Source organism: Microbacterium koreense (assembly GCF_042677105.1).
Lineage (GTDB): Bacteria > Actinomycetota > Actinomycetes > Actinomycetales > Microbacteriaceae > Microbacterium > Microbacterium koreense.
Genome location: NZ_JBHTIM010000001.1, coordinates 1,026,007 through 1,040,171 on the forward strand (window position 1 = coordinate 1,026,007; position 14,165 = coordinate 1,040,171).

The 14,165-nt window shown below is 68.8% G+C and carries 15 protein-coding genes; 13 read left to right on the plus strand and 2 right to left on the minus strand.

Features of this window, described 5'->3' with window-relative positions; genetic code table 11:
- Window positions 1-98 precede the first annotated feature (98 nt).
- The 5 genes from ACFQZV_RS04725 (at window position 99) to ACFQZV_RS04745 (ending at window position 4,383) form a co-directional block, all read left to right on the plus strand.
- Window positions 99-398 carry a LysR family transcriptional regulator gene (locus ACFQZV_RS04725; protein WP_378753243.1) on the plus strand — a complete coding sequence of 100 codons (300 nt, stop codon included), beginning with the start codon at window positions 99-101 and terminating at the stop codon, window positions 396-398.
- 78 nt (window positions 399-476) lie between these two features.
- Window positions 477-1,271 carry an LLM class F420-dependent oxidoreductase gene (locus ACFQZV_RS04730; RefSeq protein ID WP_378753241.1) on the plus strand — a complete coding sequence of 265 codons (795 nt, stop codon included), beginning with the start codon at window positions 477-479 and terminating at the stop codon, window positions 1,269-1,271.
- Between the two features lie 55 nt (window positions 1,272-1,326).
- Window positions 1,327-2,226, plus strand: coding sequence for a 1,4-dihydroxy-2-naphthoyl-CoA synthase (locus ACFQZV_RS04735; protein ID WP_378753239.1), 900 nt, complete (start codon window positions 1,327-1,329; stop codon window positions 2,224-2,226).
- Window positions 2,226-3,377, plus strand: coding sequence for an AMP-binding protein (locus tag ACFQZV_RS04740; protein ID WP_378753237.1), 1,152 nt, complete (start codon window positions 2,226-2,228; stop codon window positions 3,375-3,377). Before ACFQZV_RS04735 ends, ACFQZV_RS04740 begins: the two co-directional genes overlap by 1 nt.
- A 25-nt stretch (window positions 3,378-3,402) precedes the next feature.
- Window positions 3,403-4,383: a 1,4-dihydroxy-2-naphthoate polyprenyltransferase gene (locus tag ACFQZV_RS04745; RefSeq protein WP_378753235.1), complete on the plus strand. Its 981-nt coding sequence runs from the start codon at window positions 3,403-3,405 to the stop codon at window positions 4,381-4,383.
- A gap of 6 nt (window positions 4,384-4,389) precedes the next feature.
- Here the strand turns inward: ACFQZV_RS04745 and ACFQZV_RS04750 are convergent, their stop codons facing one another.
- Complete coding sequence (locus tag ACFQZV_RS04750) at window positions 4,390-4,650, minus strand: DUF4229 domain-containing protein (protein ID WP_378753233.1); 261 nt, start codon at window positions 4,648-4,650, stop codon at window positions 4,390-4,392.
- Window positions 4,651-4,717: 67 nt separating this feature from the next.
- Between ACFQZV_RS04750 and ACFQZV_RS04755 the strand changes: the two genes are divergently transcribed.
- Genes ACFQZV_RS04755 through ACFQZV_RS04765 form a run of 3 tightly spaced genes read left to right on the plus strand, consistent with a single transcriptional unit; the run spans window position 4,718 to window position 7,918 of the window.
- Entirely contained in the window at window positions 4,718-5,206 is a 489-nt protein-coding gene (locus ACFQZV_RS04755; RefSeq protein ID WP_378753231.1) for a PLD nuclease N-terminal domain-containing protein, read from the plus strand.
- Window positions 5,207-5,208: 2 nt separating this feature from the next.
- Complete coding sequence (gene menD, locus ACFQZV_RS04760) at window positions 5,209-7,008, plus strand: 2-succinyl-5-enolpyruvyl-6-hydroxy-3-cyclohexene-1-carboxylic-acid synthase (protein ID WP_378753229.1); 1,800 nt, start codon at window positions 5,209-5,211, stop codon at window positions 7,006-7,008.
- Between the two features lie 43 nt (window positions 7,009-7,051).
- The gene (locus tag ACFQZV_RS04765) at window positions 7,052-7,918 is read left to right on the plus strand and encodes a polyphosphate kinase 2 family protein (protein ID WP_378753227.1); all 867 of its coding nucleotides are present in this window, start codon (window positions 7,052-7,054) and stop codon (window positions 7,916-7,918) included.
- Between the two features lie 15 nt (window positions 7,919-7,933).
- On the opposite strand, the gene ACFQZV_RS04770 is transcribed toward ACFQZV_RS04765, so the two are convergent.
- Window positions 7,934-9,184: an isochorismate synthase gene (locus ACFQZV_RS04770; protein ID WP_378753225.1), complete on the minus strand. Its 1,251-nt coding sequence runs from the start codon at window positions 9,182-9,184 to the stop codon at window positions 7,934-7,936.
- 23 nt (window positions 9,185-9,207) lie between these two features.
- On the opposite strand from ACFQZV_RS04770, the gene ACFQZV_RS04775 reads away from it, so the two are divergent.
- From ACFQZV_RS04775 to ACFQZV_RS04795, 5 genes are read left to right on the plus strand one after another with little or no spacing between them, the layout of a single operon-like run.
- Window positions 9,208-9,798, plus strand: coding sequence for a hypothetical protein (locus ACFQZV_RS04775; RefSeq protein WP_378753223.1), 591 nt, complete (start codon window positions 9,208-9,210; stop codon window positions 9,796-9,798).
- A 10-nt stretch (window positions 9,799-9,808) separates the two neighbouring features.
- A complete protein-coding gene (locus ACFQZV_RS04780; protein WP_378753221.1) occupies window positions 9,809-10,528 on the plus strand; it encodes a demethylmenaquinone methyltransferase in 720 nt (239 codons plus the stop codon).
- 37 nt (window positions 10,529-10,565) lie between these two features.
- On the plus strand, window positions 10,566-11,621 hold the full coding sequence (locus ACFQZV_RS04785) for a polyprenyl synthetase family protein (RefSeq protein ID WP_378753219.1): 1,056 nt from the start codon (window positions 10,566-10,568) through the stop codon (window positions 11,619-11,621).
- 57 nt (window positions 11,622-11,678) lie between these two features.
- Entirely contained in the window at window positions 11,679-13,073 is a 1,395-nt protein-coding gene (locus ACFQZV_RS04790; RefSeq protein WP_378753217.1) for an FAD-dependent oxidoreductase, read from the plus strand.
- A gap of 9 nt (window positions 13,074-13,082) precedes the next feature.
- The gene (locus tag ACFQZV_RS04795; protein ID WP_378753215.1) at window positions 13,083-14,090 is read left to right on the plus strand and encodes an alpha/beta hydrolase; all 1,008 of its coding nucleotides are present in this window, start codon (window positions 13,083-13,085) and stop codon (window positions 14,088-14,090) included.
- The last annotated feature ends 75 nt before the right edge of the window (window positions 14,091-14,165 follow it).

Consider the following 14,165-nt stretch of genomic DNA (forward strand, 5'->3'; position numbering starts at 1 on the left):
TTGAACGCATTGCACAAGAATCGCGCGGGTACCCGATACTGTCTGCGCTCCACTGCTCGATGTATGCGTTTGCGGCGTCGTGACTTCTCGGGGGTGTCATGCTCGATATCGGATTGCTGAGAACTTTTGTAGCCGTCATCGACTCCGGGTCGGTGGTGGCGGCGGCACGAGAGGTCGGATACTCACCAGCCGCAGTCTCTCGTCAGCTGGCCCGCCTCCAGCGGCGGCTTGAGGTGCGCTTCTTCGAGCCCGACGGGCGGTCGATCCGACCGACAGCCGACGCTCTTGCCTTCGTGGTGAGAGTGCGACCTCTTCTTGAAGAGGCATCCAGGTTCGAGGAGTTTTCCAGGCGTTTCTCGGTGATACGCGAAGCGACGGGCGTGGGCGAAGCGACCTGAGGCGCGGCTTCGTCTAGGCCTTGCCACCGCACCACGGCTCGTCCGCTGACTCCGGTATGCCTCAAATAGGCTTGATTCATGCTCTTCGACACCCCCGTGCGCCTTGGCGTGCAGATCCAGCCCCAGCACGTCACCTACCCGCAGATCCGCGATGCCGTCCGCCGGCTCGAGGACATGGGTGTGGACATCCTCTTCAACTGGGACCACTTCTTCCCGCTCTTCGGCGAGTCCGACGGGTTGCATTTCGAGTCGTGGACGATGCTCGCGGCGTGGGCCGAGCAGACCGAGAAGGTCGAGTTCGGCGCGCTCGTCAACTGCAACAGCTACCGCAACCCCGACCTGCAGGCCGACATGGCCCGCACGATCGACCACATCTCGGCCAAGGGCGGCGAGGGCCGCTTCATCTTCGGCACCGGCTCGGGATGGTTCCAGCGCGACTATGACGAGTACGGGTACGAATTCGGCACGGCCGGTTCGCGTCTGGACGACCTCGCCGACGGTCTGGCGCGGGTCGAGGCCCGGTGGGCCGAGCTCAACCCGGCACCGACGCGCCGCATCCCCGTCATGATCGGCGGCAAGGGCGAGCAGAAGACGCTGCGCCTGGTCGCCCGTCACGCCGACATCTGGCACAGCTTCGTCACGGCGGAGGAATTGCCCCACAAGCTCTCGGTCATCGAAAAGTGGGCGGAGACCGAGGGGCGCGACACGTCGAATCTGGTGATCTCGAACGAATTGCAGCGCCGCGGCCCCGAAGACGCCGACGCGCTCTACGCCGGCGGGACGCGCCTGTTCACGTTCGGCTTCGGCGGGCCCGACTTCGACTACGACGCCGTCCAGGCGTGGCTCGATTGGCGCGACGCCAAGAACGCCTGACGCGCGCTGCCCCGGCATCCGGCGCGGGTGGGGTGTGCGGCCGTAGGCTGAGCGGATGAGCGTTTCCGACATTTTCGACGAGCGCGAATGGACGCCGGCCCCCGGCGCCGACGCCTACACCGACATCACCGCGCACGTCTCGCGCGACGGCCGCATCGCCCGGATCGCGTTCGACCGGCCGGAGGTGCGCAACGCCTTCCGCCCCCATACGGTCGACGAGCTGTACCGTGCACTCGACATCGCCCGGCAGGATCCGCGGGTCGGCGTCGTGCTCCTCACCGGCAACGGACCGAGCCCGAAGGACGGGGGGTGGGCGTTCTGCTCCGGCGGCGACCAGCGCATCCGTGGACGCGACGGCTACAAGTACTCCGACACCGATACGGTCGTCGACCCCGCCCGCGCCGGACGGCTGCACATCCTCGAAGTCCAGCGGCTGATCCGGTTCATGCCGAAGGTCGTCATCGCCGTCGTCCCCGGGTGGGCGGCAGGCGGCGGACATTCTCTCCACATCGTGTGCGACCTCTCCATCGCGTCGCGTGAGCACGGGCGGTTCAAGCAGACCGACGCCGACGTCGGGTCGTTCGACGCCGGCTACGGCTCGGCCTACATGGCCCGCCAAGTCGGACAGAAGGTCGCCCGCGAGGTGTTCTTCCTCGCCGAGGAGTACTCGGCCGACCGGGCGTACGAGATGGGCGCGGTCAATCGTGTCGTCGCGCACAACGACCTCGAGCGCGAAGCGATCGCGATGGCGCGCACGATCCTCGGCAAGTCGCCGACCGCGATCCGCATGCTGAAGTTCGCGTTCAACGCCGTCGACGACGGATTGATGGGACAGCAGGTCTTCGCGGGTGAGACGACGCGCCTGGCCTACGGCACCGACGAGGCGGCCGAGGGGCGCGACGCGTTCCTCGAGAAGCGCGACCCCGACTGGTCACCCTTCCCGTACCACTTCTGATGCGTCTCGAACCCGTCGTCGGTGACGATCCGCGCGCGGTGCTGCGAGCCGTGCGGGCGGCGTTGCACGGCGCCGGGCCGGCGCTCGGCGTGGGTGCCGCGGAGAATCTTCCCGCTGAGGTGCCGGCAGGAACGGCCGCGGTCGTGACGACCTCGGGATCGACCGGTGTGCCCAAGAGCGTCGTGCTCAGCCGGGACGCACTCACGGCGAGCGCCTTGGCCACGGCGGATCGGATCGGCGACGGCGCGTGGCTGCTGGCCTTGCCGGCGACGTACGTCGCCGGTCTGCAGGTGCTCGTCCGCTCGGTCATCGCCGACCGCGAACCGGCGATCCTCAGCGGCTCCTTCACCCCACAGGCGTTCACCGCCACCGCCGCCATGATGGTCTCCGCCACAGGAGAGCGGCGCGTGCCGACCTACACGTCCCTTGTTCCCGCCCAGTTGACGCGATTGCTGGATGCCGCAGACCGCGACGCGTCGGTCGGTGCGGCTCTGCGCTCGTTCGAGCGCGTCCTCATCGGCGGCCAGGCGCTCGCCCCGGCCGTGCGGGAGCGAGCGGAAGCTGCGGGGGTGCGGATCACCCGCACCTACGGTTCGACCGAAACCAGCGGCGGCTGCGTCTATGACGGGGTTCCGCTGCGAGGAACTCGCCTCGCTGTGGAAGAAGGTGAGGTGTGGGTCAGCGGCCCGTCGCTCGCCGACGGGTATCTCGACGACGTCGAGCGGACGGATGCGGTGTTCGTGCACGACACCGACGGTGTGCGGTGGTATCGCACCGGCGACACCGGATCGATCGATGACGGTGTGCTCCGTATCCACGGTCGGATCGACAACGTCATCGTGTCGGGCGGCCTCAACGTCTCGCTCGACCGCGTCGAGCGACTCGTGCGCACTGTCCCCGGCTTCGCTGAGGCCGTCGTCGTGGGGGTGCCGGACGAACGGTGGGGAGAGGCATCCGTCATCGTCGTCGCCCACCGCGACGCCGACGGCGCACACTTGGACGATGCCCGAGCGGCTGTCGCCCAGAGCATCGGACCGCACGCCCGCCCGGCGCGGCTCGTGCTCGTCGACGACCTCCCGACCCTCGCGTCGGGCAAACCCGACCGCGCCGCTCTGCGTCGCCTCGCACACCTCCCACCGACGGGCCATTGAGCGGAGGGATCTAGGATTGCTGGTCGTGGCAGGCACGTCGAGCAAGAAGCGCAAGCAGCGCGGTCCGAACAAGCAGCACTCTCGGGGCAATCCGCAGAAGGCCCACGCCCCGCGCGACCCGCGTCCGGTGCGGAAAGCGACGGCACGCGACTGGATCGGCGCCGCGCGACTGCGCACGCTCCCGCTCGCCGTCACGCCGATCCTGATCGGCACCGGGGCGGCGATCCTCGTCGTCGATGTCTTCCACTGGGTCATCGCCCTGTTCTGCCTGATCGTCTCTGTCTCGCTGCAAGTCGGCGTGAACTTCGCCAACGACTACAGCGACGGCGTCCGGGGCACCGATGACTTTCGCGTCGGACCCGCTCGACTGACCGCCTCGCGGAAAGCCCGGCCGAAGACCGTCCTGATCGTCGCGCTCGCGTTCTTCGCGATCTCGGCGCTCGCGGGTCTCGCCATCACGATCCGCACGCAGCAGTGGTGGTTCCTCGCCGTCGGTGCCGTCTGCATCGTCGCGGCGTGGTTCTACACCGGCGGAAAGCGTCCGTACGGATACGCGGGCCTGGGGGAACTGTTCGTCTTCGTCTTCTTCGGGCTGGTCGCCACACTCGGGACGACGTGGGTCCAGGCGTTCGCCCTGCCGCAGGAGGCATGGTTCGGCGCGGTCGGTGCCGGGTTGCTCGCCTGCGCGGTACTGCTCGCGAACAACCTGCGCGACATCGACCAGGACCGTGCAGCCGGAAAGCGCACCCTGACGGTGCTGATCGGCCGCACGGCGACGCGCATCATCTTCACGTTGTTCGTGCTGCTGCCGTTCGCGATCGCGGCGTTCCTCGCGCTGTTCTACCCGATCGCGTGGCTGTCGCTTCTCGCGCTCCTCGCCGCGCTCCCCGCGATTCTCATCGTGTGGACGTACCGCAAACCAGGCGAGCTCGTCGTCGCGCTGGCGCTGACCTCTCTGACGTCGCTCGCCTACGGTGCCGCGCTGATGTGGGCGTTCATCGGCTGACGCGTCTCAGGGGTCGGTCGCCGCATCCTCGACGTCTTCGTCCGTTTCGGCCTGCCGGGCCGCGCGCCTGTCGGCGAGGCCGGTGGTGACATCGGCGAGGGGTCGGCGCAAGAAGATCACCGACAGGCTCAACCCGATGAGCGCCGCGAAGATGGCCGCCAGCCAGTAGAACTCGCGGAACAGCGGGAACAGCATCATGATGCCGAACGGCACCAGGAACGCCAGGAGCCGCAACACCGTATAGACGACGACGGAGCGGGCTTTCACCCCTCCATCGTACGTCGGCGGGCAACCTGTCCAGTCCGCGCCCAGAGAGCGCACCTAGGATGAAGACGTGGTCCGGGTGCTCTTTGTTCTCATCCCGTTGGTGGCAGCGTTCTGGGTGTTCACCATCGTCGACTGCGCCATCCAGCCACCGACACGTCATCGCGGGGTCCGCAAGGGGGCATGGATCGCGATCGTCATTCTGATCCCTGTGCTCGGGGGCATCCTGTGGCTCGCCGTCGGCCGCGTGCGCAAGTCAGCTGTCACCGTCTATCAGGCTCCCGATGACGACCCCGAGTTCCTCAGCACGCTGAGCGGCGTCACCGATCAGGACGAGCGCATCCGCCGCCTCGAAGAGGAGCTCGCCAAGCTCGACTCCGAAGACGACGACCCGCGTGGGCAGACCGCCCGCGACGCGACGGATGCTGCAGACGCCCCGTCGTCACCGGATTCCGATACTGCCCCCGGAGGGTCGGCATCCGGAGGTCCGAGTGCGAACGATGCGACGGGTTCCGCCGACGACGACGATACCCGCGGTCAGCGCGGCGCCCACGGCTGACCGTGGAGGATGAAGAGCCCACCGTCGACCCACGGGTTTCGCCGGCGCCGGCGACGGACGCCGCAGCGGCTCTGCTCGGGGCACTGATCGCACGGGGCGTACGGCATGTCGTGCTGAGCCCCGGGTCGAGGTCGCAGGCACTTGCGCTGGTGGCCGCCGAACTCGAGCGACGGGGGCACATCCGCCTGCATGTGCGCATCGACGAGCGGGTCGCCGGCTTCACTGCGCTTGGAATCGGGCGTGAGACACGGATGCCGGCGGCGGTCATCTGCACCTCCGGTACCGCGGCGGCGAACCTCCACCCCGCCGCGCTCGAAGCGCACCACGCGGGGGTTCCGCTGATGCTGCTCACCGCCGACCGTCCACCTGAGCTGCGCGGTGTGGGGGCGAACCAGACGACTCGGCAGCCGGGGATGTTCGCGTGGCTGACGCGTTTCGACGCCGATCTGCCGACGCCCGAAGAGACCGATCCGACGGGCGACGGCGAGCAGAGCACGATGTTGCGTGACGTCGCCGATGAGGCCGTGTCCGCCGCCCTCGGCGAGGGTCGGCGCGCGGCGGGCCCCGTGCATCTCAATCTGCCGTACCGCGAGCCCCTTGCCGGTGACTTTCCGGGCTGGCTCGACAGCGTCGCGGCACGCGCGCAGGTGTCGGCTCCGGTCGAGGACCAGACCACTCACTCGGGGGCGCTCTATCAGGGCGGTGGTGGCATCGGGACCGAAGACCGTGCGTCGGATCCCGATGCCGACCCGTGGGTCATCGTCCGCGGCCCGCGGACGGTGGTCATCGCCGGTGCCGATGCCGGTGCCGATGCGGAAGAGCTGGCTCACACCGGAGGGTGGCCGCTCATCGCCGAGGTCGTCAGTGGCGCGCGCTACGGGCGCTTCCTCGTCCACGGCTATCGCGGGTTGCTCGCCGACCCGGACTTCGGTGGACGAATCGAACGCGTCGTCGTCTTGGGTCACCCCACGCTGTCGAGGGAGGTCGCGGGGCTTCTCAGCCGCACCGATGTCGAAGTGCTCGCCGTGCGCGGTCCGGGCGAACCGTTGAACCTCAACGGCCAGACCGTCGCCGTCGATACGGTGGCCGTCGCCACCGGGGATGCCGACCGTGAGTGGCTCGGCGGGTGGATGCGGGCGTCGCGCGCCGCCTCGGTCGACCTCACACCGCCCGCGCCCGATGCCGACGGTCTGGCTTCCACCGAGCCGTCCACACGGCTCGGTGCGATCTCTGCCGAGCTCGGGGTCATTCGTGCGCCGCTTGATCGCCGAACCCTGGTCGACGCCGTCTGGCGCGCGACGTGGCCGCACGATCGCGTCGTGTTCGGCTCGTCCCGCCTCGTCCGAGTCGCCGATGCGGTGTTGGGTGGCAAGAAGATCCCCGTGCACGCGAACCGAGGTCTCGCCGGGATCGACGGCACGATCGCCACGGCGACGGGGATCGCACTGGCCGCTCGCGATGCCGGCGTGGCCGGTGTGACCCGTGTGCTGCTCGGTGACCTCGCCTTCCTCCACGACGTCGGCGCGTTGCACTTGCCGCCCGAAGAAGACGAACCCCGTCTTCAGGTGATCGTCGGGAACGACGGCGGCGGGACGATTTTCGATTCCCTCGAGGTCGCGGGTGTCGCGGCGTCCCAGGCCATGGATCGCGTGCTGTACACGCCGCATACCGTCCGGCTCGAGCAGCTCGCGCTCGCCTACGGCTGGGAGTACCAGCGGGTCACGACGCGGGCCGCTCTCGATCAGGCGCTCACGGCCCCGGTCGGGGGGCGGCAGCTCATCGAGGTGCCACTACCGCGGTGACGCACGGGTGGCCGTGTGTGTGCGATCGCGCCATGATGGGCGGATGACCGCGAAGAGCCAGCACCAGTGGACCGCCGACGCGCGCGAGGTCTTGCGCGTGGACGAAGGGTTTCGCCTGATCGACGTCGACCCGCGTTCGACTCCGGGATACGGCGGCGACAAAGTCGACGGACACAATGACCTCGCCAGTGGGGTCGCGCAACTCGACGAGCTGCAGGAGCGGCTCTACGCCGCGTCACGGTCCGACGCCACCGATGCGAGCGTGCTGCTCGTCCTGCAGGCGATGGACACGGCCGGCAAGGGCGGCATCATCCGCCACGTCGTCGGGTCGGTCGACCCCCAGGGCGTGGCGCTGGCCGCCTTCAAGCGCCCGACCGAAGAAGAACTCGCGCATGATTTCTTGTGGCGCATCGAGAAGCGCGTGCCGGAGCCCGGGCTCATCGGCGTCTTCGATCGCTCGCACTACGAAGACGTGCTGATCGGCCGCGTGCGCGAGTTGGCGCCGGCCGACGAGATCGAGCGGCGGTACGGGGCGATCGTGGACTTCGAGCGTCGGCTTGCCGAGTCCGGTACACGCATCGTCAAGGTCATGTTGAACATCTCGGCCGACGAGCAGAAGTCGCGTCTCGCCGAGCGACTCGATCGGCCGGACAAGTATTGGAAGTACAACCCGGGCGACCTCGACGAGCGCGCCGCGTGGCCGGATTACATGGCGGCCTATCAGACGGTCTTCGAGCGCACTTCGACCGAACACGCGCCCTGGTACGTGGTGCCCGCGGACCGCAAATGGTACGCACGGCTCGCGGTGCAGGCGCTGCTGCTCGAGACGTTGGAAGACATCGACCCGCAGTGGCCCGCGGCGACGTTCGACGTCGAGGCCGAGAAGGCCCGTCTCGCGCGCAGTTGGTAGGCGCGCACCGGCGGATCAGGCGAGGGCGTCGACGATCGGGCGGAACTTGACGCGCGTCTCGAGCAGTTCGGTCTCGGGGTCGCTGCCCGGCACGATACCGGCGCCGGCGTAGGCGGTGACCGGGATGCCGGAAGCCGTGTCGGCGTCGAACTGCGCACATCGCAGCGCGATCGCCCATTCGCCGTCTCCGGCGGCATCGATCCATCCGACCGGCCCGGCGTAGCGTCCACGGTCGAACGGTTCCAGGCGATGGATCACTTCGATGGCCGACGGTGTCGGGGTGCCCGCGACCGCCGCGGTCGGGTGCAGGGCACGCACGAGGTCGAGAGCGGATGCCGTGCCCGAGAGCTCGCCCTCGACGTCCGTCGCGAGGTGCCACACGTTCGGCAGCTTGAGGGTGAACGGTGCATCCGCCGCTGCCAGCGCGCGTGTGTGCGCGCGCAACGCCGTGACGACACTGCGGACGGCGAATTCGTGTTCGTCGAGGTCCTTCGCGCTGGTCGCCAGCGCCGCCGCCGCGGCGACATCCGCGTCGGCATCGGCTCCGCGTGCGGCGGTGCCCGCGAGCACGCGCGCCGACACGGTGCCACCGTGCACCGTCACGAGCGTCTCGGGACTGGCGCCGATGAGCCCGTCGACGGCGAAGGTCCAGGTGTCGGGATAATCCTGCGAGAGCGCGCGGGGCAGTCGGCGCAGGTCGGCTCCGAGCGGGATCGTTCCGGTGAGGTCGCGTGCGAGCACGACCTTGTCGACCTCGCGGGCCGATATCGCGGCGAGCCCGGCGCGTACGGAGTCCATGTACCCGGCGGCGGTCTGCGCTCCGGGGCCGACCCGGCCCGCCCAGTGGGTGCCGTACGGGATGGCGTGCGGCATCTCGGCGGGGGCGTCGTCGTCGGCACGGAGGGTCGTGACCCACGCGCGCCCGTCGCGGCGCCCGACGATGGCCGAGGGGACGATGAGGACGCCCGCGCGCGCAGAACGCGGGTCGAACGGCAGTGCGCCGAACGCGACGAGCCCGGTTCCGCTGAGGCCGACGTCGTCGCGGACGTCTGCGGCATCCGACAGCTCGCGCCACCGCTCGCCGATCGTCGCGCCTTCGAGACCATCCGTGCGCAGAACGTGCGCCGCACCCATCCCGACCATGCCGTCGCCGCGGCGCACCCACGCGAGCGGATTCCGAGCGGCGGTGTAGGTGAGGAGGTCGTCGACCGGGTCCACCTCGTGGGTCTCGACCACCAGTCGCGGCGGGCGAGGGGCATCTGTCACACGTCAACTCTAGACTCGGTCGCGTGAGCATCGACCGACCCGAACCCGGCACACGACTGATCTTCCGCTGGCGTAAGTGGGACGGTGCGCCGCACTGGATCCACGAGTGCATCTACCTGGGTTCCGACGAGTGGGGCGAGTGGTTCGGTCAGCTCGCCGGCTGGCGCAGCGCGCGCCCGACCCGCGAGGTCGTCACCCTCGGCGCCAATGTGACGCTGCTGCCCCCGAGCGGCGACTATGTGCTCACCGTCAACGAGGCGCCGCCTGCGAGCTACCGCGTCTACATCGATCTCGCCTGGGACGCACGGTGGGATGCCGCAGAGCCTGTCGGAGTCGACATGGACCTCGACGTCATCCGGGCCGTCGACGATCGCGGCGTGTGGGTCGACGACCGCGACGAATGGGATGAGCACCGGGTCGCGTACGGATATCCGCCGGATGTCGTCGCGCATCTCGAGACGCTCGCCCTCGACCTGGAGTCCCGGGTGCGCACGCAGTCGGCACCGTTCGACGATGCCACGGCGGATCGATGGTTCGCCCGATTGGTCGACATCGCCCGCACGACCGGCACCTCGTTCGCCGACGACGCCGGGGCGCAACCGGCGGCACCGTAGAATCAGACGGATGACCGAGAACGAGGCGAACCGCGCCGACCTCCACAAGGATCCGGCGAAGGTCAGCGGCATGTTCGATCAGGTCGCCAGACGCTACGACATCACCAACGACGTCTTGAGCCTGGGTAACGACCGCTTCTGGCGCGTCGCGACGACTCGTGCCGTGGCCCCGCGCTCGGGTCAGCGCATTCTCGACCTGGCCGCGGGAACCGGCGCTTCGAGCGTGTCGTTCGCGCGCAGCGGCGCGTACGTCATCGCCGCCGATTTCTCGCCCGGCATGATCGTCGAGGGGAAGCGACGCTACGGCCACATGCCGAACCTCGAGTTCCGCGAGGCCGACGCGACCGACCTGCCCTTCGCTGACGACGAGTTCGACACGGTGACGATGTCGTTCGGTCTGCGCAACGTCAACGATCCGAAGCGTGCGCTGCGCGAACTGCGTCGGGTCACCAAACCGGGCGGCCGTCTCGTCGTGTGCGAGTTCTCCCATCCGCCGTCGCGAGCCTTTGCCGGCCTCTACCGTTTCTACAGTGACCGGATCCTCCCCGTTGTCGCGCGCATGCTGAGCTCGAACGCCGACGCCTACGACTACCTCAACGAGTCGATCCGTGATTGGCCGGATCAGCGTGCCCTCGCCGGATGGATCCGCGATGCCGGATGGACCGATGTGGCTCACCGCAACCTGTCGATGGGGATCGTCGCCCTGCACCGGGCGGTCAACCCCGAATGACGATCGGCTCGCACCTACGCCCCGGTAGGCTGGTCGGGTGATTCCGTCCGCTCCGGGCTCGCGCATCGCGGGCAAGCTGGGCCTCACCGACCGCATCTTCGGTGGTGTCCGCTCGCGCCGTCTCCTCGGCGCGGTCGAGCGGGGGCTCGAGCAGGTCGATTCGACCCTCGCCGATGAATTGCGGATGGCCGACGATCTCGCCGACGCGACGAGTCGTTACCTCTACGACGCCGGCGGCAAGCGCGTGCGCCCGATGCTGGCGTTGCTCACCGCTCAACTCGGAGACGGTGCGACGACGGCCGTCGTCGAAGCCGCGGCCGCGCTCGAACTCACCCACCTGGGCTCGCTCTACCACGATGACGTCATGGATGCCGCAGACAAGCGTCGCGGCGTTCCCAGCGCGCACTCGGTGTGGGGCAACAACATCGCGATCCTCACCGGTGACCTGCTCTTCTCACGCGCCAGCCAGATCATGGCCCGCCACGGTGAGAAGGCGATCCAGCTGCAGGCTGACACCTTCGAGCGGCTCGTGCTCGGGCAATTGCACGAGACGGTCGGCCCCAAAGAGGGCGATGACCGGGTCGAGTTCTATCTCGACGTCCTGTCGGACAAGACTGGCTCCCTCATCGCCGCGGCCGCGCAAGCGGGCGTGCTCTTCTCGAACGGACCGGCCGAGTACGAGAAGGCGATGGTCGTCTTCGGCGAGAAGGCCGGTGTCGCCTTCCAGCTCCTCGACGACGTGATCGATCTGTCCGCCGACGCCGACGAGACCGGCAAGGTCCCCGGCACCGATCTGCGTGCCGGTGTTCCGACCATGCCGTACCTGTTGCTGACGCGTCGGGAGGATGCGGCATCCGTCGCCCTTCGTGAGGAGATCGACGCCGGTGTCGACAGCATCGCCGATGGGGCAGACCCCGCCATCCTCGACGAGCCGCTCACTCGACTGCGCGAGCACGAGGCGACCCGCGCGACGCTCGACCTCGCCCACGAATGGTCGGCCGCGGCGATCGACGCGCTCGCACCGCTGCCCGACGGGCCCGTCCGCGAAGCGTTGACGCGCTTCGCGCGGGCTGTCGCCGACCGCTCCAGCTGACCCGAACCCGCCGATCTCGCGTCGCGAGCGGATCGGACTGCGAAAGGACTCCTCGTCATGACCAAGCTGCGACTCGCCATCGTCGGAGCGGGCCCCGCCGGCATCTACGCGGCCGACATCCTGCTGAAGGCGGAGCGGAAGTTCGACGTGTCGATCGACCTGTTCGAGCAGCTTCCGGCGCCCTACGGGCTCGTCCGCTATGGCGTCGCCCCCGATCACCCGCGCATCAAGGGCGTCATCTCGGCGTTGCGTGACGTGCTCGATCGCGGGGACATCCGCATTTTCGGCAACGTGCGCTTCGGTGAAGACATCACGATCGACGACCTCAAAAAGCACTACAACGCGGTGATCTTCGCCACAGGTGCGGTGCTCGACTCGGACCTCGACATCCCCGGCATCCGCGCGAAGGGGTCGTACGGTGCCGCCGACTTCGTCAGCTGGTTCGACGGCCACCCCGACGTACCGCGTGAGTGGCCGCTGGAGGCGGAATCGGTCGCCGTCATCGGCAACGGCAACGTCGCGCTCGATGTCGCCCGCATGCTCGCGAAGCATCCTGAAGACCTGCTCCCGACCGAAATCCCCGACAACGTCCACGCCGGACTCGTCGCCTCGCCCGTCACCGACGTGCACGTCTTCGGACGTCGCGGCCCGGCGCAGGTGAAGTTCACGCCGCTCGAACTTCGCGAGCTCGGTGAGCTGCGCGACGTCGACATGGTCGTCTACGACGAGGACTTCGACTACGACGACGCGTCGCGCGCGGCGATCGAGACGAACAAGCAGGTGAAGGTCATCGACCGCGTTCTGCAGTCGTGGCGGCAGCGTCCGGCCGCCAACGGCGCCGGTGGCGAGGCCTCGCGCCGCCTGCACCTGCACTTCTACGCCAAGCCGCTCGAAGTCAAGACGGACGCCGACGGCAACGTCACCGCGCTCGCCTACGAGCGCACGCGTCCTGACGGGCAGGGTGGTGTGGAGGGGACCGGTGAGATCCGCGAGGTTCCGATCCAAGCGCTCTACCGCGCCGTCGGTTACTTCGGTTCGCCGCTGCCGGGAGTTCCGTTCGACAAGCGTCACGGCGTGATTCCCAACCACGAGGGTCAGGTGATTCGCAAGGACTCGAACGAGCGGGTGCCCGGAGTGTACGCGACCGGTTGGATCAAGCGCGGCCCCGTCGGCCTTATCGGCCACACGAAGTCCGACGCCATGGAAACCGTGCGTCACCTCATCAACGACCAGGGGTCGTGGTGGGCGCCAGAGGATCCCTCCGAGAACGCGATCCCGGCGTTGCTCGCCGAGCGAGGCGTGCAGTGGACCGACCTCGAAGGTTGGCATCGGCTCGATGAGCACGAGATCGCGCTCGGTGCACCGCACGAGCGTGCGCGCATCAAGGTGGTGCCGCGCGACGAGATGGTGCGCATTTCACGCGGCGAAGAGGACGCCGAATCACGTCGCTAAGCTGAGCGGATGCGCCACGAATGGGTTCCCGACGTCTTGGGGGAGCCGTTCGAGCAGACGACGATGCCCCTCGGCTCGGACCATGAGGGTGACGTCGTCGCGACACTCGTACGGCTCGTGCCCGACCACCCGGCGTTCGGCGGGCTGTTCGGCGACCACCGGCCGTACGCCGACGTCGACGTCCTCTATGTGCACGGGTGGTCCGACTACTTCTTTCAGACCCGTTTGGCGCGCTACTGGGCCGAGCGAGGAGCCCGCTTCTTCGCCCTGGATTTACGCAAGTACGGGCGAAGTCTTCGCCCCGGACAGACTCCTGGCTACGTCAGTGATCTGCATGAGTACGACGCCGACATCTCCGCGGCGCTCGCGGCGATGGGGCGCGCCGCCGACGGCGCGGGGGAGCGCAGGCTTGTTCTGCTCGGGCATTCCACAGGGGGGCTGACACTCAGTCTGTGGGCGGCGCGCAACCCGGGTGCCGCCTCCGCCGTCATCCTCAACAGTCCGTGGCTCGAGTTTCAGCTGAGCGCAGCGACCCGTGCCGCCATCGCACCGGTGCTGGGGATCCACTCGCGTCTGCGCCCGTTCGATCTGTGGCCGCAGATGGATGCGGGGTTCTACGCCCGTGCCCAGCGCCAGGTCGCCGATCCTGATGATCCGATGTCGCCGCTGGCGCAGTGGCGACCCGATCAGACCATGCCCGTGCACGTGGGATGGGTGCGCGCCGTGCTCGACGGCCACGCAACGGTCGCCGCCGGGCTCGGAATCGACGTTCCGGTCTGCGTCCTGCTGTCGGCGCGCACGACGATTCCGACGCGGTGGAGCGACGCGATGACCTCGTCGGACACGGTGTTGATCGTCGACGACATTGCGCGCGCAGCTCTCCACCTCGGGCACTCGGTGACGATCGAACGCATCGACGGTGCGCTGCACGACGTGTTCCTCTCGCGGCGCGACGCGCGCAACGAGGCCTACGCCCGACTGGACCGGTGGGCGACGGCGATGCTGGCGCGCCACTGACCTGATCCGGGTCGCGCCGGCAGGCCTGTTTCGTGACGCACTTTGCCGCAGAAACACCGAGACCGCGCTTCCCCC

Bases quoted from the DNA above. Each gene is read 5' to 3' on its own strand.
- ACFQZV_RS04725 (WP_378753243.1), top strand. From the start codon at position 99: ATGCTCGATATCGGATTGCTGAGAACTTTTGTAGCCGTCATCGACTCC.
- ACFQZV_RS04730 (WP_378753241.1), top strand. From the start codon at position 477: ATGCTCTTCGACACCCCCGTGCGCCTTGGCGTGCAGATCCAGCCCCAG.
- ACFQZV_RS04735 (WP_378753239.1), top strand. From the start codon at position 1,327: ATGAGCGTTTCCGACATTTTCGACGAGCGCGAATGGACGCCGGCCCCC.
- ACFQZV_RS04740 (WP_378753237.1), top strand. From the start codon at position 2,226: ATGCGTCTCGAACCCGTCGTCGGTGACGATCCGCGCGCGGTGCTGCGA.
- ACFQZV_RS04765 (WP_378753227.1), top strand. From the start codon at position 7,052: ATGACCGCGAAGAGCCAGCACCAGTGGACCGCCGACGCGCGCGAGGTC.
- ACFQZV_RS04780 (WP_378753221.1), top strand. From the start codon at position 9,809: ATGACCGAGAACGAGGCGAACCGCGCCGACCTCCACAAGGATCCGGCG.
- ACFQZV_RS04790 (WP_378753217.1), top strand. From the start codon at position 11,679: ATGACCAAGCTGCGACTCGCCATCGTCGGAGCGGGCCCCGCCGGCATC.
- ACFQZV_RS04795 (WP_378753215.1), top strand. From the start codon at position 13,083: ATGCGCCACGAATGGGTTCCCGACGTCTTGGGGGAGCCGTTCGAGCAG.